The organism is Alkalihalobacterium elongatum (genome assembly GCF_019024285.1).
Classification (GTDB): Bacteria; Bacillota; Bacilli; order Bacillales; family Bacillaceae_F; genus Alkalihalobacterium; species Alkalihalobacterium elongatum.
Genome location: NZ_WMKZ01000001.1, coordinates 421,476 through 444,323, shown reverse-complemented (window position 1 = coordinate 444,323; position 22,848 = coordinate 421,476). Strand labels below are relative to the sequence as shown.

The window sequence follows — 22,848 nt, the reverse complement described above, 5'->3', positions numbered from 1 at the left end:
AGTTCTTAATAGTCGTTGTTGAAAGGGTGTTTACATGAAAAAAACAGTAGTTCTGGCTGAAAAACCTTCAGTTGGAAGAGACATTGCAAAAGTTTTAAATTGTTCGAAAAAAGGCAACGGATTTTTTGAAGGTGATCGTTATATCGTGACTTGGGCACTTGGCCATTTAGTGACGTTAGCTGACCCAGAATCATATGATGAAAAATATAAATCCTGGAATTTGAATGACCTTCCTATGTTACCCCAAAAATTAAAAATTAATGTAATAAAAAAGACAAATAAACAATATCAGGCAGTAAAAACTCAATTAAACCGTAAAGATGTTGGAGATATCGTTATCGCTACTGATGCCGGACGAGAGGGAGAGTTAGTAGCGAGATGGATAATCGAAAAAGCAAGTGTTAAAAAGCCAATTAAGCGCCTGTGGATTTCCTCTGTTACGGATAAGGCGATTAATGAGGGGTTTCAAAAGCTTCGCCCAGGTAAAGATTATGAAAATCTTTATGCTGCAGCGGTTGCTCGATCTGAAGCGGATTGGATAGTCGGTTTAAATGGGACAAGAGCATTAACTTCAAAGTATAATGCACAGCTATCTTGCGGAAGAGTTCAAACGCCGACGCTTGCAATAATCCGTCAAAGAGAACGAGAAATAGCTGAATTTAAACCAAAGAAATATTACGGTTTAACAGTTCATGCTGATAAAAATTTGAAGCTGACGTGGCAGAGTGACAAGACGAATGATACGAAAACTTTTGATCAGGATCACATAAAAAAAGTTCAAGACATAATAAACAATCAACAGATACAAATTGTAGATATCGAGAAAAAGTCAAAAAAGATATATTCACCTCAACTTTTTGATTTAACGGAATTGCAGCGGGAGGCGAACCGTATATTCGACTTCTCGGCAAAAGAAACACTTAATACGATGCAGAAATTGTACGAGCAACATAAGGTCTTAACGTACCCTCGAACAGATTCTCGTTACCTATCTGATGATATAGTAGAAACTTTAAAAGATCGATTAGAGGCATGTGGCGTAGGACCGTATTCAAAGCAAGCTTTTAAAATCAGACAAAAGCCAATCTTGGCAAACCGTCACTTTGTAGATAACCATAAAGTATCAGACCACCATGCAATAATTCCGACAGAGGTAGCTCCGAATTTGACTTCGCTGAGTGAAAAGGAACGAAAAATTTATGATTTAGTTGTAAAGCGGTTTTTAGCTGTGCTTTCCCCACCGCATGAATATGAACAAACAACCGTTGTAACTAAAATAGCTGGAGAAACGTTTGTGGCGAAAGGAAATATTGTTAAATCTCAAGGTTGGAAAGAAATTTATGGAGAGGATAGAGACGAAAAAGATGGGGCAGTAAGTAGTGATATACTTCAATATAAAAAAGGAGATCGTTTATCCATTCACTCGGTTTCACAAACCGAAGGAGAAACAAAGCCACCATCTTTATTTAACGAAGGAACGTTACTGTCAGCGATGGAAAGTCCTGCAAAGTTTATGGCAGAAACGAATAAACAGCTTGCTAAAACTCTTGGAAAAACAGGTGGTCTTGGTACAGTAGCTACGAGAGCTGATATTATAGATAAGCTTTTTAATAGCTTTCTAATTGAAAAAAGAGGAAAAGATATCGTAACGACTTCCAAAGGAAGGCAATTATTAGAGCTAGTTCCCACAGACCTTAAGTCTCCAGCGCTGACAGCAGAATGGGAGCAAAAGCTTGAGGCGATTGCAAAAGGAAAGTTAACGAAGCAAGCTTTTCTCGTGGAAATGAAAGAATATACTAAAGCAATCATTAACGAAATTAAAGTGAGTGAGCGGAAATTTAAGCATGATAATGTTTCAGGGCGAACTTGTCCAGAATGTGGAAAAAATCTACTGCAAGTTAACGGGAAAAAAGGAAAGATGCTCGTTTGTGAGGATCGCGAGTGTGGACACAGAAAAGCAGTTGCCAAAAAAACGAATGCCCGTTGTCCGAAGTGCTTCAAAAAACTAGAATTACGTGGACAAGGGGAGGGCCAAGTATTTGCTTGCAGCTGTGGGCACAAAGAGAAACTATCATCGTTTAATGAGAGAAAGAAAAAAGAGAAAAATACGAAAGTATCTAAAAAAGAGGTAAATCAATATTTAAATAAACAAAACAAACAAGAAGAACCATTTAACTCAGCACTAGCAGAAGCACTAGCCAAGCTAAACCTAAAAAAATAAAACCCAACAGGTGCCAGGACCTTTATTTTATTACAGTGGTAAAGGTGCCTGGCACCATTCTACGATTTCAGTGAGAAAAGTCACATTTAAAGGAATTTTATAGTTCTTTTGTCTTTTTCGTGAAAGCACTTGCAAAAATAGAAATACGGTTGTAACATTACTTACGTAAACGTTTTCGTAAAAGGTGGATGATATGAAACCGACAATAAAGGATGTTGCACAAAAAGCTAATGTATCAATAGCTACCGTGTCTAGAATTTTGAATAACCAGCTTGGCTATTCGGAAAAGACGAAAGAAAGAGTCTTAAAAGTGATTGAAGAATTAGGCTTTCGTCCAAACGCAATTGCACGTGGCTTGGTTAGTAGAAGAACAAAGACAATTGGTGTGCTATTGCCGAATGTAACTAGCTCTTTTGCATCTAAGCTTTTAAAAGGAATTGAAAAAAGTGCTCATGAGAATGATTATAGTATGATCGTGTGTAATACCGATCATAGCGGTTCGCGAACGCTAGATTACTTGAATATTCTCGGAGAGAAAAAGGTCGATGGTTTAATCTTCTCCAGTCAAGAAATAAAAGAAGAATATTACGAAACAATTACAAGATTAGGCATTCCAGTTATTTTAATCTCATCTATGTCCTATCGTTTTCCATTACCTTACGTAAAGGTCGATGATAGACAAGCTGCTTATCATGCGACATCTTACTTAATAAAAAATGGTCATGAAAAGATTGCAATGATTAGTGGTGATGATGACTTAACAGGAAAGCCGAGGATGGAAGGTTATAAACAGGCTATGGAAGATCACGAGCTCCCCCTTAATGAGAAGCTAATTGTTTATGGAGGCTTTGATTTTGAGTCAGGGAAAAAGTGTATGAAACAATTATTGCCATTAAAAAATGAGTTTACGGCAGTTTTTTCTGCTAGTGATGACATGGCAGTAGGTGCAATGTCCGCAGCTTACGAAAACAATTTAAAAGTACCAGATGACTTTTCTATTATTGGTTTTGATAATACATTAGTTGCTGAAATGGCGATCCCTCCATTAACGACGGTAGCACAACCGTTATGGGAGATGGGGAAAATGGCCATAGAAAAAGTGATTGAAATGATTGAAAGCGAAGGTCATCATACTTCAAGTTCGATTATGAACTTTCAAATCATTGAGAGGAAAAGTGTAAAAATTTTAAAGAGCACCTAACAGGTGTTTTTTATACCCACAATACGTAAACGTTTACGTAAAAATATGTTTATTAACTTAAATTAACGTTTTAATTGACTGATATCATTAACGTAAACGTTTTCTTATACCTATGTTTTATTTTTATGTTAGTTTTATATGAAACTTCAAACTTTTAGGAGGAGTAAAAATGAAAAAATTCAAAATGTTAATTGCAACCTCTGTAGCTGCTGTTACTTTAGCTGCTTGTGGTGGAGGTGGAGCTGATGATGGGACTGTAAAGCTTGAATTTTTCCAAAATAAATCTGAGGCAGTAGGCACTTATGATGAGCTAATTGCTAAGTTCACGGAAAAATACCCTGAAATTAAAATTGAGCAAAACCATGTTCCAGAGTCTGAAACTGTTTTAAGATCTCGCTTAGCTCAAAATGATGTACCTGCAATTATGGGGATCAGTGGTAATGCAACGTACGGTGAATTAGCAGCAGCTGGTGTTTTACATGATTTTTCAGGGGATGAGAAAATCTCAAGAGTACAACCTGCTTATGTTGATATGCTAAACGCACTAGCTGGGAAAGACACTCCTAATGGTATTCCTTACGCAGCTAATGCAAACACAGTTCTATATAACAAAGACATGTTTGAAGAACTTGGATTAGACATTCCAACGACTTGGGATGAGTTCATCGCAGTGGCTGAGGAAGTTGTAGCAGCAGGAAAAACACCATTTTATCACACATATGGGGATGCTTGGACTGCGATGGTACCTTTCAATGCTTTAGCAGCTAACCTACAAGGTGATGACTTTCTAGAAAAAAGAAATAATAACGAAGTTACATTTAAAGAGCGTTACGAAGATGTTGCAGAAAACATGTTAACACTATTAGGTTTTGCCAATAATGATATTTTCGGTGCTGGCTATGACCAAGGAAATACAGCTTTTGCTAATGGTGATGTTGCAATGTATATCCAAGGAAACTGGGCTGTAGGTTCAATCACAGATGCAAACCCAGAAGCAAATATCGGAGCATTTGCTCTTCCAGCTTCTAATGATGTAACAATGAACCGTCTCGTTTCTGGTGTAGACACTGTTTTAACAATCTCTGAAAACACAAAGCATAAAGAAGAAGCTCAACTGTTCATTGATTTCTTACTACGCCCAGAAAATGCACAATTCTATATTGATAAAGAAAAGCAATTCTCAGCAGTAGAAGGTGTACTGCAAGAAGATCCTACAGTTGTTGATTTAACAAGACACTTTGAAGAAGGTTCAATTACTAGTTTCCCAGATCACTATTATCCAACAGGAATGCAAGTAGAAAACTTAGTACAGGAGTTCTTAATTAATAAAGATGTAGATGCATTCTTAAATACGTTAGACAGCGAGTGGGACAAAGTAAAAGATAGATAGATTTAGAAATTAATAGAAATATAGAACGAGAGCAGGCTTTCCTAACCGACGTCCTAGTTTAAACATAGGGTGGGAAAGCCTTGCTCCTTCATTAAATGGAAGGCCTCGGTTATAGGACAATTTCCTATGGAGGTTATGAAATAATCTTCGTAAGAAATTGTCTTATATAAAAATATGTTCATATGAAATTGCTTTCCATAGATAACTTAATTTTGACTTCATAAGAGGAGGAGAGGAAAAAATGAAAAAGAAAATAAGCCCCTACTTTTTAATGGTACTTCCAGCGGTTATTTTATTTTTTGCCTTTCATACATTTCCAGTGCTTCAAGGTATATTTTATAGTTTCACGAACTTTAAAGGGTATGGTTCATGGGAGTTTGTAGGGTTTAGAAACTACATTAATGTGTTTAAAGATTCACGTGCAATCGATGCTTATATCTTTACATTTAAATTTGCTGTACTTTCTACCGTTTTGGTTAACATAATCAGCTTAACCATTGCTTTAGGGTTAAATTCAAAGATTAAATTTAAGAAAACACTTCGAGGCATTTATTTCATGCCGAATATTTTAAGTATTTTAATCGTAGGGTTTATTTTTAATTATATTTTTGCAATTTTTATTCCTTCTATTGCAGAGAACCTTGGAATTAACGCATTAACAGCTAGTATATTAGGGAACCCTGATCTTGCTTGGCTTGGAATTGTTGTCGTTGCGGTTTGGCAAGCAGCTGCATTTAATACGATTTTGTATTTAGCGGGTCTTGCAACGATTTCACAAGATATATATGAGGCATCAAGCATTGATGGTGCAAATAAGTGGCAGGATTTCTGGAAAATTACGTTCCCGCTAATCGCACCATTCTTTACAATCAATATGGTACTGGCAATGAAAAACTTCTTAATGGTGTTCGACCATATCATGGCTTTAACTGGCGGTGGTCCTGGTAGAGCAACAGAATCTATTTCTCTACTTATTTACCGCGGTGGTTTCCAAGGTGGAGAGTTTGCCTACCAATCTGCTAACGCAGTCGTTTACTTTATAATCATTGTCACGATTTCAGTGATCCAAATCCGTTATTTACAAAAACGGGAGGTGCAGATGTAATGGCTCGAAGAAAAATAAATTGGACTGTAACTCTTCTATTAATTATTGGTTCAATCGTAATTTTGTTTCCAATCTACTTAACGGTAGTCAATGCTTTAAAAACACCACAAGAAACAGCGCAATCGATTTTAGCTTTACCGACTGAGTTCCGTTTTGATAATTTTACTAGAGCAATAGAAATGACGAATTTCTTTAATGCTTTAAAAAATAGTGCCTACATTACATTCTTTACTGTCGTATTTACAATTTTAACAAATTCCATGGTTGCTTATGCCATTGCGCGTAATTTGCACAAAAAAACGTATAAAGTTTTATTCTATTATTTTGTAAGTGCGATGTTTGTTCCGTTTCCGATCATCATGTTACCGATCGTAAAGCAAATGAGTGCGATTTCGATGATGAATCCGACGGGTTTAATCATTTTGTATATCGTTTACGGTCTTGCTTTTAATATTTTCTTATATGTTGGTTACATTAAATCGATTCCAGTAGAACTTGAAGAAGCGGCAATTATTGATGGGTGTTCACGTTGGGGCGTTTTCTGGAGAATCGTCTTCCCACTACTTACTCCAATGAATGCAACGGTTGGTATTCTAACAGCCTTATGGGCATGGAACGACTTTATGCTACCGTTAGTAATCTTAAGTGATCGTAATGATATGACGTTACCACTTGTTCAATATGTATTCCAATCACAATTTAGTACGAATTACAATTTAGCTTTTGCTTCTTATTTACTAGCATTATTACCGATGTTACTCGTGTATATTTTCTTACAAAAATGGATCATTAGTGGAGTAACCAAAGGGGCAATTAAGTAAACAAAAGGAGATGACAGCAGTGGAAAAAGTATGGTGGAAAGAAAGTGTTGTATACCAAATTTACCCGAGAAGCTTTATGGACAGTAACGGGGACGGAATCGGTGACATTCAAGGAATTATTTCGAAACTTGATTATTTAAAAGATCTAGGAATCGAAATCATTTGGTTGTCACCTGTTTATAAATCACCGAATGATGATAACGGTTATGATATTAGTGATTATAAAGATATTATGGATGAGTTCGGAACAATGACTGACTGGGAAGAGTTATTAGAACAAATTCATCAGCGTGGCATGAAACTTATCATGGATTTAGTAGTGAACCATAGCTCAGATGAACATGAATGGTTTATCGAAGCAAAGAAATCAAAGGATAATCCTTATCGTGACTATTACATTTGGAGAAAAGGCAAGGACGGAAAAGAGCCAAATAACTGGGAGTCGTGTTTTAGTGGGTCAGCATGGAAATACGATCATACAACGGATGAATATTTCCTACACCTTTTTTCAAAAAAGCAGCCTGATTTAAATTGGGAAAACCCGACATTACGTCGTGAAGTATATGACATGATGAAATGGTGGCTCGATAAAGGAATTGACGGCTTCCGTATGGACGTTATTAACTTCATTTCAAAAGTGGATGGTTTACCAGGTGGAGAGCCTCAGGAAGGCAAAAAATATGTATCGGGTGCGCCATACTTTATGAACGGACCAAAAATTCATGAGTATTTACAAGAGATGCATGAAGAAGCATTAAGTGGATACGACGTAATGACTGTGGGCGAAATGCCAGGTGTATCCCCTGAACAAGCACAGCTTTATACAGATGAGCAGCGTAAGGAAGTAAATATGGTCTTTCAGTTTGAGCATGTCGATTTAGATTCAGGACCTAATGGAAAATGGGATTTAAAACCTTTAGATTTAAAAGATTTAAAATGGAGCTTATCTAGATGGCAGAAAGGTTTAGAAAAAGTCGGGTGGAATAGCCTGTACTGGAATAACCATGATCAGCCTCGTATTGTATCACGCTTTGGTGATGTTCAAAATTATCATAATGAGTCTGCAAAAATGTTAGCGACGCTTCTTCACATGATGAAAGGTACACCGTATATCTATCAAGGTGAAGAAATTGGAATGACAAATGTGAAGTTTGATACGATTGATGATTATCGTGATATTGAAATCCTCAACATGTATAAGGAAAAAGTTGAAGCTGGGGTTCCAGTTGAAGACATCATGAAGAGCATTTATGTAAAGGGCCGTGATAATGCTAGAACGCCTGTACAATGGAATAGTAGTGAAAATGCAGGCTTTACGACGGGAACACCTTGGATCAAAGTGAACCCGAACTACCATGAGATTAATGCAGAAAAAGTAGTAGCAGATCCAAATTCAATCTATCACTACTATCGCCAGCTCATTCAATTACGTAAACAGCATGAGATCATCGTTTATGGTGACTATGACATTCTTCATGAAGATCACCCACAGGTTTATGCTTATACAAGAACACTTGGTAATGAGCAATTAGTTGTCGTATGTAATTTCTACGGTGAAGATACAACGTTTGAACTGCCAGAAAACCTATCTAGCAAACAGTACGCTCTACTAATTAGTAATTATGATGTTCAAGAAAGTGAAGCAATTAGCACAATAGCACTTCGCCCATACGAAGCAAGAGCATACAAACTATCAGAATAATAATAATCGGTGGCAATATAATCGGTGCCAGGCACCTTTACTCTATTACAGTGGTAAAGGTGCCTGACACCATTTTTTCTCTTTTTTCCTTCTAAAATCTATTCTTTTGAATAGATTAATAGAAAAGAGAATGAAATGAGGTGTGGAGATGGTTTTCGTTCTACCATTTATCTTCGTAATATTTGGGTTTATTTTTGCATTTATCGGGAGTAAAATATCTGGTCATATAGATCATGTCCCGTTCTATCAAATGATTGATGAAATCCAATTGTATTTTCAATCAATTCTAGCTGGGGCAGGACAAGCCTCGTTTGTTTTTAGTTTTGATATTATCCATGAGTTTCTAATACCAGGGGGATTATACTTTTTAGCAGCCGCTTGTATGATGTCTGCTTGTAAGATGATCTATCAGCAACTAGAGACAGAAGAGCTTGAGGAATCGTTTCTTCGTATCGCAATTATGACTGTTATAGGATTAGTAACAATCGTATTGTTCTATCAAGGTGGCGGAACTCTTCTTATCATATCTGCATGCTTTGTATTATTAATAAATCTATATCAGTGGACAAAATTATTGTTTTTAAAAACGGTTCATCATTCATAAAGAAAAGGCTGACAAAAGTGAGGTGATAAACTTTCACTGTATGTCAGCCTTTTTCTCAATCTTTTTTATCAAACTGTTCCTCCAACCATTCAAAAAAGTGTTCCTGACTTTGAAAGGCTGTGGTATCTTGAGCGTACGTGTTATCACGTGCTTTTAATTGCCCCTCATCCATAAAAAACTCCCAACCTAAATCTTTCGCATCTTGAGTTAATAAGACAATTTGTTTTAATTGATCATAGTTCATTATATTGCCTCCTAGTAAATTCCTTTTACCATAACTTCTTGAATTTCTCTAATTTTTCGTTGTATCTCGGCTAGTCTGCTTCGCTGATCAGGAAATTGCACCATTAATTGATCTGCTTCTTCTACTAATTCATGAAGTTGGTGTTGAATATACGAATAGTCAGAAAGGTCATTTTCACGAATGATTTTTGTTTCTAAAAGCTCATCTAAGCCATCATCAACCAAATCTTGTGCTTTATTTAAAAAACGTTCGATTTCCTCATTTGTTCCCACTAGAAAACCTCCCAGACTTCCTGTTTTTAATAACATGTGAAGAATTACTTCAAGTTATTCCTATTTACAGCTTCCGAATACACAAATGGTTAGTGTTTTCTCTAATTCCTTTCACATCTTGATCGCGAAGGTGTTTTCTCAAAAATTGATGGATTTTCTGGATTTGTCACATAATAATGAAACAACTTTCAATGAGGAGTGACACGAGATGTTTCATTTATTTACTCATAACGATTTAGACGGGGTTGGTTGCGGGATCCTGGCGAAGATAGCTTTTAAGGATCAAGTGCGAGTCCGCTATAACTCTGTTAGCGGGTTAGATTTTCAGATTGAGCGTTTTTTAGAGCGTGCAAAAAACGACGATTTTATCATAGTAACCGATCTATCAGTCAATGAACTAAATACTGAAAGAATAAATGAGTATTATAAAAAAACGGGCAAAGCTAAATTAATTGACCATCATAAAACAGCTTTACATTTTAATGATTACGAATGGGGAAGTGTAAAAGTTGAATATGAAGATGGGAGATTAACAGCAGCAACCTCATTATTTTACGAATATTTAGTTGCCAACGGTCAGTTGGAGCCTTGTAAAGCATTGGAAGAGTTTGTTGAATTAGTAAGACTTTATGATACGTGGGAGTGGGAAAAAAATAATAACGAAACAGCAAAACGACTGAACGACCTTTTCTTTATGATCTCGATTGAGGATTTTGAGGAGCGAATGGCGGAGCGACTCCAACAAAGTGACAGCTTTTCTTTTGATGAATTTGAAACAAAAATCTTAGATATGGAAGAGAATAAAATTGAACGGTATGTTCGCAGAAAGCGCCGAGAAATGGTGCAGACGTTCATTGATAGTAAGTGTGTAGGCATCGTCCATGCGGAAAGTTATCATTCAGAATTAGGAAATGAACTCGGAAAAGAAAATCCACATATAGATTACATAGCGATTATGAATGTCGGCGGGAAAAAAATTAGTCTCCGTACAATTCATGATCATATCGATGTTTCAGAAGTCGCGGGGCAATTTGGTGGTGGAGGACATGCGAAAGCGTCAGGATGTCCATTAACAGATAATGCTTATCAACTATTTGTTGTGGAAACTTTCCGTATTGAGCCGATGAAACCAGATGCTTTCCGTAATCAATATAACCTGAAGGGCTCGGAAAGAGGTTGTTTTTATGAGAATCATTTTGAAGACCAATTTTTTGTTTATCAAGTCGCTGAAAATAAATGGTGTATTGATCGAAATGATAAGATGATTGAACAAACCTTTACAACGTTTGATGAAGCAGAGTACTTTTTAAAAAGAAATCATTCTGCTTGGTTAGCAAGAGACGAACATTATGTGGATTACCTCTCGCAGACATTGATTCAATCAATTAAAAAAGAGCAAGTTAATGATCAATACGGTACAGCTACTGAGAACGATACGAGTTTTGTGTCATATGAACCAGCTATACACCCTTCTGAACAAGGGGATCGACCATTTTCGCATTAACAGACGATTTCTTTTCCATCAATAAAATAAGGACAATTGATCTATTGAAAGAAGCTGGCTCAAAGGGAACATACCTGCTGAGTCAGCCTTTTTTATTCAATAAAGCGATGAGTATAATTAAAAGAAAAACTTGAGGATGCAGTCAATATCATAGGTTAGTGCTTACGAGACAATTTCTTTTCTAGCTCTTATCTTTAAAAAAAATCTTTTGTAACTTTTTTCCGCAAAGGGTCGTCTAATGTTAAAACGGAAACGAATGGAGAGTGCAGTTCATGCGGAAAACATACGTACAATTGTTAGTTCTAATCGCAATACTTGGAATTTGCATCCTATTTTCGGCGTGTAGCAGTCATGAATATCGGACAGAAATGAGCGAAGACGCTGGAGAAATGGATATGGTTGCTGAAGTAGCGAGCTATAGTGGGGGGGCTACTCGAGGGGTCACATCGGAAAAAGAAATAATAGAGGATGTTTCAGTTTCTGATGATGAAAATTTAAGTGGTACGGCGGCAGAGAGAATGGTCATTTACAATGCACATTTATCAATTGAGGTAAATGATTACCATCAATCAGAAGCTGCAATTCAAGAACGAGTAAAAAAGCTTGGCGGGTTTGTCATCGAGTCATCGGTTTATCGATCAGGAGAACAACAAATTCATGGTAATCTAATCGTGAAAGTACCGCAAAAACATTTCCAAGCATTTTTAACTGAAGTGGAGTCTACAAGTGTAAAAGTAATCGATCGAATGATAAGTGGAAATGATGTAACGGAAGAATATGTTGATTTAGAATCTCGGTTACGGTCCAAACGAGTTGTTGAAAAACGTTTACTTGCATTTATGGAAGACGCTGAAAACACGGAAGACTTATTAAAAATATCTTCAGACTTAGCAAAAGTTCAAGAAGAGATCGAACAAATATTAGGGCGTATGAATTATTTAGAAAAAAATGTGGAGTTCTCAACAGTCACTATTTATTTACAAGAAAATAAAGTGAATGTCCCATCGATCCAAGGGAATGACTTAAATACTTGGGAAAAGTCGAAAAGTTTATTCATGGCTTCCACCAATAATACGATTGCTTTATTTTCAGGACTTGTTGTTTTACTTATTGGTCTTTCACCGATTTTCATTCCAGTGACAATTATTGCGTTAATTATCATTTATAAACTTCGAAAAAGACCTAAGAATACGGAGAAATTGTAGGCTCTGAAATAAGGTTACGATTAAACGAAACTTATAATTGATCCCCCACTGGTTTTCGTTATTAAATAAAGACAATTATAAAAAGTTATGTTCCTTTACGAAAGGGTCATAGCTTTTTATAATAGGCAAATACCTGCATAAAAAAGTAAATACAGCCAATTGCAACGGCGGGGAGCATGATGAAATGAAAAACGTTCGCTTCATTTCGGCTGTAAACGATCACATCTAAATATTTAAAAAAGCTACTTAAAAGCAGCAGTCCGAATATCGTATAAAAAACGGATTTTTTCTTAATCGTAAACCACACCCTCACACTAATTAGTACCTATCTTTTATTTTAGTAGCAATCCTTTGTGAAATAAAGTGAAAACTAGGAACAATAGTATGCAAGCACAATACTTTTGGTATAATAGGTAAGGCATTGGTCAAATATACCATTGGTCAATTCCATGTGGATAAATAGAATAAGGGGTTTTTTTAAGATGAATAAATTACAAGCAGGTTCAATTGCCAAACTACGAATAGAAAGACAAGCCGAATTTGGTTATTTTTTAACGGATGGTGAACAAGACTTTCTCTTACATACAAATGAAATCGAAGGTGAAGTGTCAGAAGGCGATGATGTCGAAGTATTTTTATATAATGACAAAGAAGGTCGCCTCGCTGCTACCATGACGATCCCTAATATTCAGCTAGGTGAATACGATTGGGTTGAAGTTGTTGATATTAATCCACGCTTAGGTGTCTTTGTTAATATAGGTATTCAAAAGGATATTCTCGTTTCGGTTGATGATTTACCCGCTTTTAAAACGGTCTGGCCAAAGGTTGGAGATCAACTATTCATTACACTCAAAATTGATTATAAAGGTAGATTACTTGGGCAACTTGTAACAGAAGAGGCCGTTGAAGAAATAGCGAAAGAAGCTACTTTCGAGATGGATAAGCAGCAAATAACAGGACGCATCTATCGTGCGTTAAAAGTAGGGTCCTTTATGCTGTCTGAAGAGGGGTATCGTTGTTTTATACATGAAAGTCAAAGACGTGAGGAGCCACGTCTTGGTGAACTTGTGACAGGTCGTGTCATTGATGTTAAGGAAGATGGAAGCCTGAATGTTTCATTACTTCCTTTAAAACAAGAAAGTCTAGGTGAAGACGCAGAGTTGATTTATGCGTATTTGGAGCGTAGTGGAGGGAAAATGCCTTATACAGATAAGAGCGATCCTGCCGATATACGTTTAGACTTTGGGATGAGTAAGGCTGCATTTAAACGCGCACTTGGCAGGTTGATGAAGGAAAAGAAAGTAGAGCAAAAAGGAAACTGGACGTTTCTAATAAAAAGTGAATAGAGAATTATTCCTATTGCAGGAATTTTGCTAACTAATGATCTAGACAAGTCAATGCTTGTTTAGATCATAATTTTATTATTAGGATCGTAAATAGCTCTGTAAGGCTGTAATTTACGCTATCTATAAGCAGATAATAGTAAAACCCATCAAACTCGTGAAGTTTTCATGAGTTTGATGGGTTTTGTAATGATATAGAAGCAATGAAAATACTAACCATTCATTTTCTCGATCTTCTGATCAGATGGTAGTAAGAATGTTAATACCCCGATCAATGGGAGGGAAACAGTAAAAATCATCGTGTTTGATAAGCCGACAAGGTCAGCAAGCCAGCCAAGTGCTACAGAGCCGATTGCACCCATTCCAAAGGCAAGACCGACAATTAAGCCAGAAACTGTCCCGATCTTTCCAGGTACAAGTATTTGTGCGTAAACAACTGTCACAGAAAAGCTCGATAAAATAACAAATCCGATAATACCTAATAAAAAGTAAGTTGCAGTTGGTCCTGCATACGGCAAAATTAATGCTAATGGAGCAGAGGCGAGCATTGACAGCATAATCATATTTCTTTTTCCAAATCGATCTGCAAGTGGACCCCCTGCAAAAGTTCCAATTGCACCTGCTAAAAGGAAAATAAAAATATAGCCTTGGGATTGAGCGATGGTTAACCCGAATTTTTCAATAATGTAAAAAGCATAGAAGTTTGTTATTCCAGCATGAAACCAAGATCTAGCAAAAACTAAAAAGATTAATAAACTTATAGCAAACAAAATCATCTTCTTGTGAGCAGGGCTCATCTTTGCTGATGTCACTTTCTTTTTTGGCATTTTAGCAATTGCGATGATTTGCCTAGAATACCATCTAGCGATATATACGAGTAATCCGATGGCTAGAGCAGCTATAAGCGTAAACCAAATAGCACCAAATTGACCTAATGGTACTAAGATTAAGGCGGTAATAAGCGGTGCCATCGCTTGCCCAGCATTTCCGCCGACTTGATAAATGGACTGAGCAAATCCACGACGTTTGCCAGCTGCCATATAAGCAACGCGTGATCCTTCAGGGTGAAATGTTGCCGATCCTAATCCGATAAAGATAACTGAGAGGACGACAAACCAAAACGTCGGCGCAAAAGCAAGCCCGAGTACCCCAAAAAATGTAAAGCAAAGCCCAATCGGTAAGGCGTATGGAGAAGGTTTTTTGTCTGTATATAATCCAACGACAGGTTGGATCAGTGATGAGGTAATGTTCAAGGCAAAGGCAATAATTCCTAGCTGTGTAAAGGTTAACCCCATTGACTTTTCCAGTATTGGGAACATAGCGGGTACGAGTGCTTGTATCGCATCATTAAGTAAATGAACAAATCCAATAATAAGTAAAATATTGTACATTGTTTTTTCTTGAGGTTGAACTGTTTGTTGTTGAGCTTGTGCTTGCATGTTGTCTTCTCCTTTCGTAATACGAAATTATAGTAACATTAAAAAGGTAAAACCGCTAAGTAAAATTTTACTATGACCAGTACGTTAATTTTGGGTTGAGTCACCAATATCAGACCTGTGAAAACGAGATTATTTATAATTAAAACAATAAATTATAGAAATATTGGAAACGCATAGGTGGATATATTAGAATTGAAAGGGAATATTTATTTTTTGTACACTTCAAAAAGCTTGCTTACCAAAAAGATTTATTTTAACTTTTTTTTGAAACCAAACAAAATTCCGTTCGTAAATGTAGTATAAGCCCCACTCAACGTTCACCTTTTTCAAAAGATCTAAAACAAAATAAAAAATAAAGGAAGGGTAGTTTATGACAACACTCATTGTAGTTCTTTTATTAATTGCAATACTCATTCCAGTTAGTGTCATCATTTATTTATGGTCGTCCTACAACAAACTCGTTCGCCATGAACAGTATGTAAAAACCGCTTGGTCTAATATTGACAATCAACTTGATGCTAAATACCGAATATTAACGAATGTGGTCCAAATGTTTGAGCTCGGTTCAGACAGAGAGAAAGATTTTGTTGAATCCGCTTTATTGGCACGAAAAGGGCTAACAAGTAATAGTGTCAAAGAAAAGGCAGCGGCCAATGAAAACGTTAACGCCTTATTACCGCAAATGTCTATGCTAATGGAGGCATATCCTAATTCAAATGTTGCTCACTCCTTAAAAGATGCCATGTCATCCATCAAACAAGCTGAAGAAAAAATTACGTATGCACGCACAGGCTACAATGGCGGCGTTGAGAACTATAACATTCTCATTCGTTCTTTCCCAACGAACTTAATAGCTAGTAAGTTTGGCCATACACCTAAAGAGTCTTTTTCAATTACGGAGGAAGAAAGAAAGGTATACAATCATTTATCAGTGAATGACATCCGTTCGAAATAGGTGATGGTAATGATAAAAAATCGTGAAAAAGATTTTCGATATTTAATGTCCGGAGAAGAAATTAGGAAGAATAAGTTCAATTCAATCCTGCTACTGATCGTTTTTTTCTCCCTTATTGTCGGTGCAGGTGCACTTTATGGGTACCTTGAAGGAAATGTTATTTATTTTACGTTAATTACGATGGCTATTACGGGTGCTTATTTATTATTTAATTTTGTAACGTTCAAGTTCATGATCAAAAAAAGCATAAACGGCAGATTAGTTACGAAAGATGCCCAGGATGAGAAGTTAAGGACTCTCTATTATATTGTTGAGAGATTATCGGTAGGGTGTAACATAAAAATGCCTGAAATATATGTTATTCCGACTAACATACCTAATGCTTTTGCCACTGGATTTAACCATAATAACGCTATTGTAGGCGTAACAGAAGGCTTGTTACATATGCTAGATGAGGAAGAGCTTGAAGGGGTTATGGCCCATGAATTTGCCCATATTATTAATTACGATATTAGGTTAAAAGCTGTAACGATCGCCCTCACATCCTCTTTCGTTCTTTTAGCTGAAATTATCTACCGCAACATGCGGGTAAAAGGAAGATCAAGGAACAACAATAATAATGGTAAAAGTACAGCCCTATTATTTGTTGTTGTGCTAATTATTCTAGTATTTTCAAGAGTAATTTCTGCATTACTTTCTTCAGCAATCTCAAGACAAAGAGAGTACATGGCAGATACGAAAGCAGTTCGGATGGTCTCTAATAATCGAGGATTAATTAACGCATTATCTAAAATTGGTGGTTATCGTCCGCGTTATAGTAAATCTGAATATGAAGCACAGCTTGGAGGAAATAATCTGAAGTCGTCCTATATTTATAACCATTTCTCTAAGAAATCGGCATCACTTTTTTCCACTCATCCTCCTATTGAGGACAGAATTCAAAAGTTAGAAAGAACCATCTAGGCTAGACACTATATATTGCAAAAAATATATTAAAAGGAGTTTTGTTAAAATGTCTATTTTCGGAAGATTAGTTACGTTAATTAAAGGAAACGCTCATGCTGCAATTGATTCAATGGAAAATGTGGAAAATGTCTTAAACCAAAAGATCAGAGATTTAGAAAGTGCCTATACAGAAGCTCGAGATGGGGTAGCTGGAGCTATGGCAGAACAAAAACGGTTAGAAGGTTTAGCAAGCCAAGCAGAAAAAGAAGCTGAAAAATGGTTAAATCGAGTGAATAACGCATTAGATGCAGGTGATGAAGCAGCTGCAGAAGAAATGGCAGTTCAATATGAAAAAAACCTAGGTGAAAAAGAAAATTTCCACGCCCTAGCCGAAGAGCAGGCAGATACAGTATCGGTTTTACGAGATCAGTTGGAATCGCTTCAGGAGTCGATTGCTGAAGTGAAATCTCAAAAAGCATCAATCGTCGCTAAACATAAAATGGCAGATGCAAATGAAAGTATTAATAAAGTATTTGAACGAGTCAACAAAAATAGTTCACTCAATACATTAAATCGTTATGAAGAACGTGCCAATGAGCGATTAAATAAATCAAAAGCTGTTAAGCAGTTAAACTCTACTACCTCTATAGAGGAGCAGTTTAAGAAATATGATAAACCAAATGGCTCTTCTGCTTTAGAGCGAATTAAACAGCAACGAGAAAATAACGCTCAATAATAAAGAACGATAAAACGTACTTTGCTATGATTGTCTAGTAAAGTACGTTCATTTTTATCTTTGAAGAGAAGGTGGTGCTCACATGTTAAATGAAAATAAAGAAGATATAGCACATCATTTTATCCAATTACACTTAAAAAGCTTACCTATTACGAATGAAACGATTGAAAAGGTAATCGATGGAACTGCCATTCGCGTTATAACGAATAAGACACCGTTAAGAAGAGAAGCTGATATACAGGTAAAATTAGACGATACATATGAAACACTGCGGTTCTTAAGTCCGAATTTACACATTACTCCCTCATTTAAAAAGGCTCAATTAGCTAACTTTGTTTATCATAATAGAGCAGAATTAGAAAAAATGTTTAATGACATTATATGAACGTCTAGGACAGTAATCTAATATTGTTAACGTGTAACTCGTACCAAAAGAAAAAACTATTTGGTGTTGAAACATTTTCACGGGAATATCGTATTAATAAGTAGAGGTGATGACGGTGTTCACAGAACTAAATGAGAGGCTATTCGAAGCCAAAGAAAAGAAGCGGAAAAAAGCAAAATACGAAGAGCATATTGCAAGAAGCGAGGCTTACTTAGAAGAAGAACAACAAAAAGTAAATCAGTTTTACGTCCAATTACAAAAAGAAAAAAAGGATGTTTCTAGGCTAGAGAGAATTTCATTAACGAACATCTTTTTTACAATTATGGGGAAAAAGCTTGAGAAATTAGATCAGGAAAAACAAGAAGTGATTGCTGCAGAACTAAAGTATAAGGAAGCAGTTGAAACGATTGAAGATCTGAAAAAAGAATTAGTAGAGTGGCGGGCGAAGCTCCAGTTAGTTGGAAATGCGGAAGTAGAGTATAAAAAATTATTAGACGAAAAAGAGCGTTTAATTCATGATAAGCATTCATTATTAAGTAGAGAGCTTTACGTTCTTAGTGATGAGGAAACTAGCATTCGCTCTTCTTTAAAAGAATACGAGGAGGCCAATAAAGCTGGTCTTTCCGCTTTATCAGCACTACAGCGTGCGATTCATTCACTTGATAAAGCAAAAGGGTGGTCGACGTGGGATATGTTTGGTGGGGGTATGATTACGACAGCTATTAAACATAGCCATTTAGATGATGCGCGAAAGAGAATTCATTACGCACAAAATCAGCTTCGTTTATTTCAAGAGGAGCTTCTTGATATTGAAAACCACTTCCACATCAACATGGAGATCGGAAATTTCCTTACCTTCGCTGATTATTTCTTTGATGGTATCGTCGTTGATTGGTTAGTTCATGGCAAGATTAATGACTCTTTAAACCAAGCTGAAGAAACAACTGCAAAAGTACGTGAAATATTGTCAATATTAGAGGAACACAAAAATCTACTAACAGATAACTATAATCAGATCGTTAAAAAAAGAAGAGAAACGCTAGAAAGTGCTTGATCGACAAGTCAATTTAAGTAGATGAAAGGAAGGGAGTGACAATTAATGGTCACTTCCTCTTTTCTCTATTCAATTCTAAAAAGGTTTGATAGGATAGATAAGTACGTTTTAAAAAGTCAGGAGTGAGTTTTTTGGAAAATAAAAATCTTATGCTAGTAGATGGCATGGCTCTATTATTTAGAGGCTATTACGCAACAGCATATAGAGGATATATCATGAAAACGAGCACAGGTGTTCCTACGAATGCCATCTACGGATTTGTTAAATATATGTGGGATGCAATTCAAACATTTGAACCGAGTCATGTTATCTGTTGCTGGGATATGGGCAGTAAAACATTTCGAACAGAGCTTTATGATCAGTACAAGGCGAATCGAGGCGAGCCACCTGAAGAGTTAATTCCACAGTTTGATCTCGTTAAAGAGGTTGTTTCTAGTTTTGACATCCCTAATATTGGTCTTAAACAATTTGAAGCAGATGACTGTATTGGGTCATTAGCAAAAAAATATAGTTCAGAGATGCATGTACAAATCCTAACGGGAGACCATGACAGCTTGCAGCTTGTAAACGATCGAGTTCACTCTATTATTATGAAAAAAGGTATGTCTAATTATGAAGTTTATACACCAGAAAAATTGTTAGAAGAAAAAGGCTTAACACCAAATCAAATGATAGATTTAAAAGGGTTAATGGGTGATTCAAGTGATAATTTTCCTGGAGTAAAAGGTATCGGTGAAAAGACAGCGATCAAACTACTAAAAGAGTATGAAACAATTGAGGCTATTATTGAAAACCTTGAAAAGTTACCTAAGGGGATGCGAACGAAGATTGAAAATGAATTGGACATGCTCCACCTTTCACGGAAACTAGCAGAAATTCGTTGTGATGTGCCCATTGAATGTGTAGTTGAGGATGCATTACTTACGATCAATCCAGAAAAAGTGAGAAAACAATTTGAAATCCTTGAGTTTAATAAGCTATTAAAAGAAATGGGGATCCATTAAGTAACTGAAGATAGCAGGGAGAAATAGCATTGCTTATTTTCAGTTTAGCACGTAATGGATCGTTATAACCTTGAATGTTAACACACCTGTCTTCTTAGAGAGGTGTGTTTGTATTTCTATAAAGTGGTTTTTGCCTAGTTGGAAAGTTATTTAGTTAGAAATATTTTCCATAAAACCGTATATCTCTGCCCTAAAAAGCAACATAGATCAATCTGTTTCCATAATAAGTTATTTTTCAGTCCTAAAAAGTCACTTAGAATTAACAATAACCTAAAAATTGAAATTTATCTGTGTTAAACCGTTTGACTTTTTTCAAGCTTAGTATTTCATATATAAATGCACCCTATAAAGCTTCTCAACGAAAACTTCTAATGGCCAGGCAATAAATTACCTTTATTGAATAAAGTGTTAGGGTAAATATTGGGCATTAGGAGGATAAGCTGTGCAAATACATGTTGTTTCACCAGGTGAATCGCTGTTTGGGATCGCACAAGCGTACAATACAACAGCAAATGCGATCGCTCAAGCAAATCAATTGCCAAACCCTGACCAACTCGTCAGCGGTCAAGCATTAATCATTCCGATTGTAGGCAGATTTCATTTCATTCAGCCAGGAGAAAGCTTATGGCTGATTAGTCAACGTTATCAAATTCCAATGGAAACGATTATTCAAGTAAATCAAATTCAAGATCCTCAAAACTTACCTGTTGGTTTTAGATTGTATATTCCAACTCAATTTCTAGATAAACCAACAGTTGATGTAGGTGCATATGTTGATTTACAAATTACGGGTGAGGAATCGCCTGAAGTAGTTGATGCAGTAGGTGAGTACTTAACATTTCTTCAGATTTTTAGCTATGAGTTAAATCCAGATGGGACATTAACGCCAATAGATGATCAAGCCATCATTAATATTGCTTATGAAAATGGTATAGTCCCATTAATGGTTATCACGAATATTCAAGATGGAGCATTTGATACAGAACTTGTCACAACCGTCTTACAAAGTGAGGCTCTGCAAAATCGATTATTGGATGAAGCAATAGCAATTATGGAACAAAAAGGGTATTTAGGACTTGATTTTGACTTAGAGTACCTTGGTGCAGAGAACCGTGAAGCATACAACGAACTTATGCGAAAAGCAAAAGAAAGGTTAGATGAAAGAGGTTATTTTCTATCTAGTGCACTTGCCCCACAAGTAGAGCCTGGTATGATAGGCGTTCTATATGAAGGTCATGACTATGCAGCTCACGGTGAATATGCTGATTTTGTATTTTTAATGACTTATGAGTGGGGCTGGACAGGTGGACCACCGATGGCAGTAGCTCCGATCGATCAAGTAAGACGTGTAATTGAATATGCAGCGTCAGAAATGCCGAATGATAAAATTATGATGGGAATTCCTCTTTATGGTTACGACTGGACTTTACCTTTTGTAGAGGGTGAAACGAGAGCACGGGCGATTGATCATCAGGAAGCGATCCGACTAGCTGCAACCTATAATGCAGTAATTGAATATGACCCAGTTGCCCAATCGCCGTTTTTCACATACGTTGATGAAGCTGGGTTAGAGCATGAAGTGTGGTTTGAGGATGCTAGAAGTATGCAAGCTAAATTTGACCTGGTTAAAGAATTTGGATTAAGAGGATTTTATTATTGGGTTTTAGGATGGGATTTCCCGCAAAACTGGTTACTCATTGATGAAAATTTTAATGTAAGAAAACGTGTGTAAAAAGAACATGTAAAAAGGGATGAGGAGGCTAACTTTAATGTGAAAACTTCCAAGGAATAGGGAAGTAACAAAACAGTCAGCCTCTTTACTCATTTCCTTTTTTGATGAAAAAATTTTTTATTTGTTCTGCCATATAATCGCGACGGTACCTTCCCCAGCGTGAGCTGCAATTGTTGAACTGATTTCACCAATTACGATGTTCATATTTGGGTATTTATTTTTAATTTCTTTTTCTAAGGCAATCGCTTTTTCTCGAACATTGCCATGCATAATTTGCACTTCACCTATAGAATGTTCATTGTAGGCATTGTTAACTAGCTCTAATAAACGACGAACAGCTTTTTTCTCCGACCTTACTTTTTCAAAGACTTCAAATTCACCATTTTGATTAATTCGAATGATTGGTTTAATTTGAAGAAGATTACCTAATAAAAATTGAGTACCTGACATTCTCCCGCCTTTATAAAACTGTTCGAGGCTGCCAAGTAGAATGTAATTTTCCCCCTTATCAGCTTCTTCTCGGAGTTTTTTTGCGATCATTTCTCCATCCATTCCTTGCTCTGATAACTCAATCCCTGTATTTAATAAAGAGGTTATAGCATAAGACATTGATTTTGAATCGATGATTTCAACTGGGAATTCTGCCATTTCACTTGCTGAACGACTACTATCCAATGTACCACTTAATTTGCTTGAAATATGAATTGCTATAGCTTGTTCATAGTCATTTTTTAGTTTTTCATAAAGTTCAACAAATTTTCCAACAGCTGGCTGAGAGGTCTTTGGTACCTCTTTTGATTGTTTAATCTTTTCGTATAGCTGTTCTGTTGTTAAACTAATGCCGTCTTCATAAACAACATCACCAAAAATAATTGCAAGAGGCATAACAAAGACATCAGGGTGATTTTTTAAGTCTTCTGTAATGTATGCAGTACTATCGGTTACCCAAGCGATTTTTTTCAAACCTATCAATCCTTTTCGTCAAT

Annotated in this window: 21 protein-coding genes; 17 read left to right on the top strand and 4 right to left on the bottom strand. The window is 36.2% G+C overall.

Annotation, left to right across the window (positions count from 1 at the left end; translation table 11 throughout):
* Positions 1-34: 34 nt before the first annotated feature.
* The 7 genes from GKP30_RS02295 to GKP30_RS02265 all read left to right on the top strand — a co-directional run bounded on the left by GKP30_RS02295 (position 35) and on the right by GKP30_RS02265 (position 9,044).
* Positions 35-2,221 carry a DNA topoisomerase III gene (locus tag GKP30_RS02295; protein ID WP_216827762.1) on the top strand — a complete coding sequence of 729 codons (2,187 nt, stop codon included), beginning with the start codon at positions 35-37 and terminating at the stop codon, positions 2,219-2,221.
* A gap of 193 nt (positions 2,222-2,414) precedes the next feature.
* Positions 2,415-3,422, top strand: a complete 1,008-nt coding sequence (locus tag GKP30_RS02290) for a LacI family DNA-binding transcriptional regulator (protein WP_216827761.1) — start codon at positions 2,415-2,417, stop codon at positions 3,420-3,422.
* 169 nt (positions 3,423-3,591) lie between these two features.
* Complete coding sequence (locus GKP30_RS02285; protein ID WP_216827760.1) at positions 3,592-4,812, top strand: ABC transporter substrate-binding protein; 1,221 nt, start codon at positions 3,592-3,594, stop codon at positions 4,810-4,812.
* Between the two features lie 241 nt (positions 4,813-5,053).
* The gene (locus GKP30_RS02280; RefSeq protein ID WP_216827759.1) at positions 5,054-5,917 is read left to right on the top strand and encodes a carbohydrate ABC transporter permease; all 864 of its coding nucleotides are present in this window, start codon (positions 5,054-5,056) and stop codon (positions 5,915-5,917) included.
* On the top strand, positions 5,917-6,738 hold the full coding sequence (locus GKP30_RS02275; RefSeq protein WP_216827758.1) for a carbohydrate ABC transporter permease: 822 nt from the start codon (positions 5,917-5,919) through the stop codon (positions 6,736-6,738). The genes GKP30_RS02280 and GKP30_RS02275 overlap by 1 nt, the downstream gene beginning before the upstream one ends.
* Positions 6,739-6,757: 19 nt before the next feature.
* The gene (locus GKP30_RS02270) at positions 6,758-8,440 is read left to right on the top strand and encodes a glycoside hydrolase family 13 protein (protein ID WP_216827757.1); all 1,683 of its coding nucleotides are present in this window, start codon (positions 6,758-6,760) and stop codon (positions 8,438-8,440) included.
* A 148-nt stretch (positions 8,441-8,588) separates the two neighbouring features.
* Complete coding sequence (locus GKP30_RS02265; protein ID WP_216827756.1) at positions 8,589-9,044, top strand: hypothetical protein; 456 nt, start codon at positions 8,589-8,591, stop codon at positions 9,042-9,044.
* 55 nt (positions 9,045-9,099) lie between these two features.
* On the opposite strand, the gene GKP30_RS02260 is transcribed toward GKP30_RS02265, so the two are convergent.
* Entirely contained in the window at positions 9,100-9,288 is a 189-nt protein-coding gene (locus tag GKP30_RS02260; protein ID WP_216827755.1) for a hypothetical protein, read from the bottom strand.
* Positions 9,289-9,299: 11 nt separating this feature from the next.
* Entirely contained in the window at positions 9,300-9,560 is a 261-nt protein-coding gene (locus GKP30_RS02255) for a DUF2524 family protein (RefSeq protein WP_216827754.1), read from the bottom strand.
* Positions 9,561-9,768: 208 nt separating this feature from the next.
* Between GKP30_RS02255 and GKP30_RS02250 the strand changes: the two genes are divergently transcribed.
* The 3 genes from GKP30_RS02250 (at position 9,769) to GKP30_RS02240 (ending at position 13,615) form a co-directional block, all read left to right on the top strand.
* Positions 9,769-11,064, top strand: a complete 1,296-nt coding sequence (locus tag GKP30_RS02250) for a DHH family phosphoesterase (RefSeq protein WP_236034842.1) — start codon at positions 9,769-9,771, stop codon at positions 11,062-11,064.
* Between the two features lie 272 nt (positions 11,065-11,336).
* On the top strand, positions 11,337-12,269 hold the full coding sequence (locus tag GKP30_RS02245; protein WP_216827753.1) for a DUF4349 domain-containing protein: 933 nt from the start codon (positions 11,337-11,339) through the stop codon (positions 12,267-12,269).
* A 482-nt stretch (positions 12,270-12,751) separates the two neighbouring features.
* A complete protein-coding gene (locus GKP30_RS02240; protein WP_216827752.1) occupies positions 12,752-13,615 on the top strand; it encodes a CvfB family protein in 864 nt (287 codons plus the stop codon).
* A gap of 209 nt (positions 13,616-13,824) precedes the next feature.
* Here the strand turns inward: GKP30_RS02240 and GKP30_RS02235 are convergent, their stop codons facing one another.
* Positions 13,825-15,051 (bottom strand): MFS transporter, encoded by a 1,227-nt coding sequence (locus tag GKP30_RS02235; protein ID WP_216827751.1) that lies wholly within the window; start codon positions 15,049-15,051, stop codon positions 13,825-13,827.
* A gap of 370 nt (positions 15,052-15,421) precedes the next feature.
* On the opposite strand from GKP30_RS02235, the gene GKP30_RS02230 reads away from it, so the two are divergent.
* From GKP30_RS02230 to GKP30_RS02200, 7 genes are all read left to right on the top strand, one after another.
* Positions 15,422-16,006, top strand: coding sequence for a LemA family protein (locus tag GKP30_RS02230; RefSeq protein ID WP_216827750.1), 585 nt, complete (start codon positions 15,422-15,424; stop codon positions 16,004-16,006).
* Between the two features lie 9 nt (positions 16,007-16,015).
* A complete protein-coding gene (locus GKP30_RS02225) occupies positions 16,016-16,969 on the top strand; it encodes a M48 family metalloprotease (protein WP_216827749.1) in 954 nt (317 codons plus the stop codon).
* A gap of 49 nt (positions 16,970-17,018) precedes the next feature.
* On the top strand, positions 17,019-17,687 hold the full coding sequence (locus GKP30_RS02220; protein WP_216827748.1) for a PspA/IM30 family protein: 669 nt from the start codon (positions 17,019-17,021) through the stop codon (positions 17,685-17,687).
* 82 nt (positions 17,688-17,769) lie between these two features.
* Positions 17,770-18,072, top strand: coding sequence for a hypothetical protein (locus tag GKP30_RS02215; RefSeq protein WP_216827747.1), 303 nt, complete (start codon positions 17,770-17,772; stop codon positions 18,070-18,072).
* Between the two features lie 109 nt (positions 18,073-18,181).
* Complete coding sequence (locus tag GKP30_RS02210) at positions 18,182-19,126, top strand: hypothetical protein (protein ID WP_236034841.1); 945 nt, start codon at positions 18,182-18,184, stop codon at positions 19,124-19,126.
* A 149-nt stretch (positions 19,127-19,275) separates the two neighbouring features.
* Entirely contained in the window at positions 19,276-20,130 is an 855-nt protein-coding gene (locus GKP30_RS02205) for a 5'-3' exonuclease (RefSeq protein ID WP_328703113.1), read from the top strand.
* Between the two features lie 442 nt (positions 20,131-20,572).
* Positions 20,573-21,862, top strand: coding sequence for a glycosyl hydrolase family 18 protein (locus tag GKP30_RS02200; RefSeq protein ID WP_216827744.1), 1,290 nt, complete (start codon positions 20,573-20,575; stop codon positions 21,860-21,862).
* Positions 21,863-21,979: 117 nt separating this feature from the next.
* Here the strand turns inward: GKP30_RS02200 and GKP30_RS02195 are convergent, their stop codons facing one another.
* Positions 21,980-22,831 (bottom strand): DegV family protein, encoded by an 852-nt coding sequence (locus GKP30_RS02195; RefSeq protein ID WP_216828079.1) that lies wholly within the window; start codon positions 22,829-22,831, stop codon positions 21,980-21,982.
* Positions 22,832-22,848 lie beyond the last annotated feature (17 nt).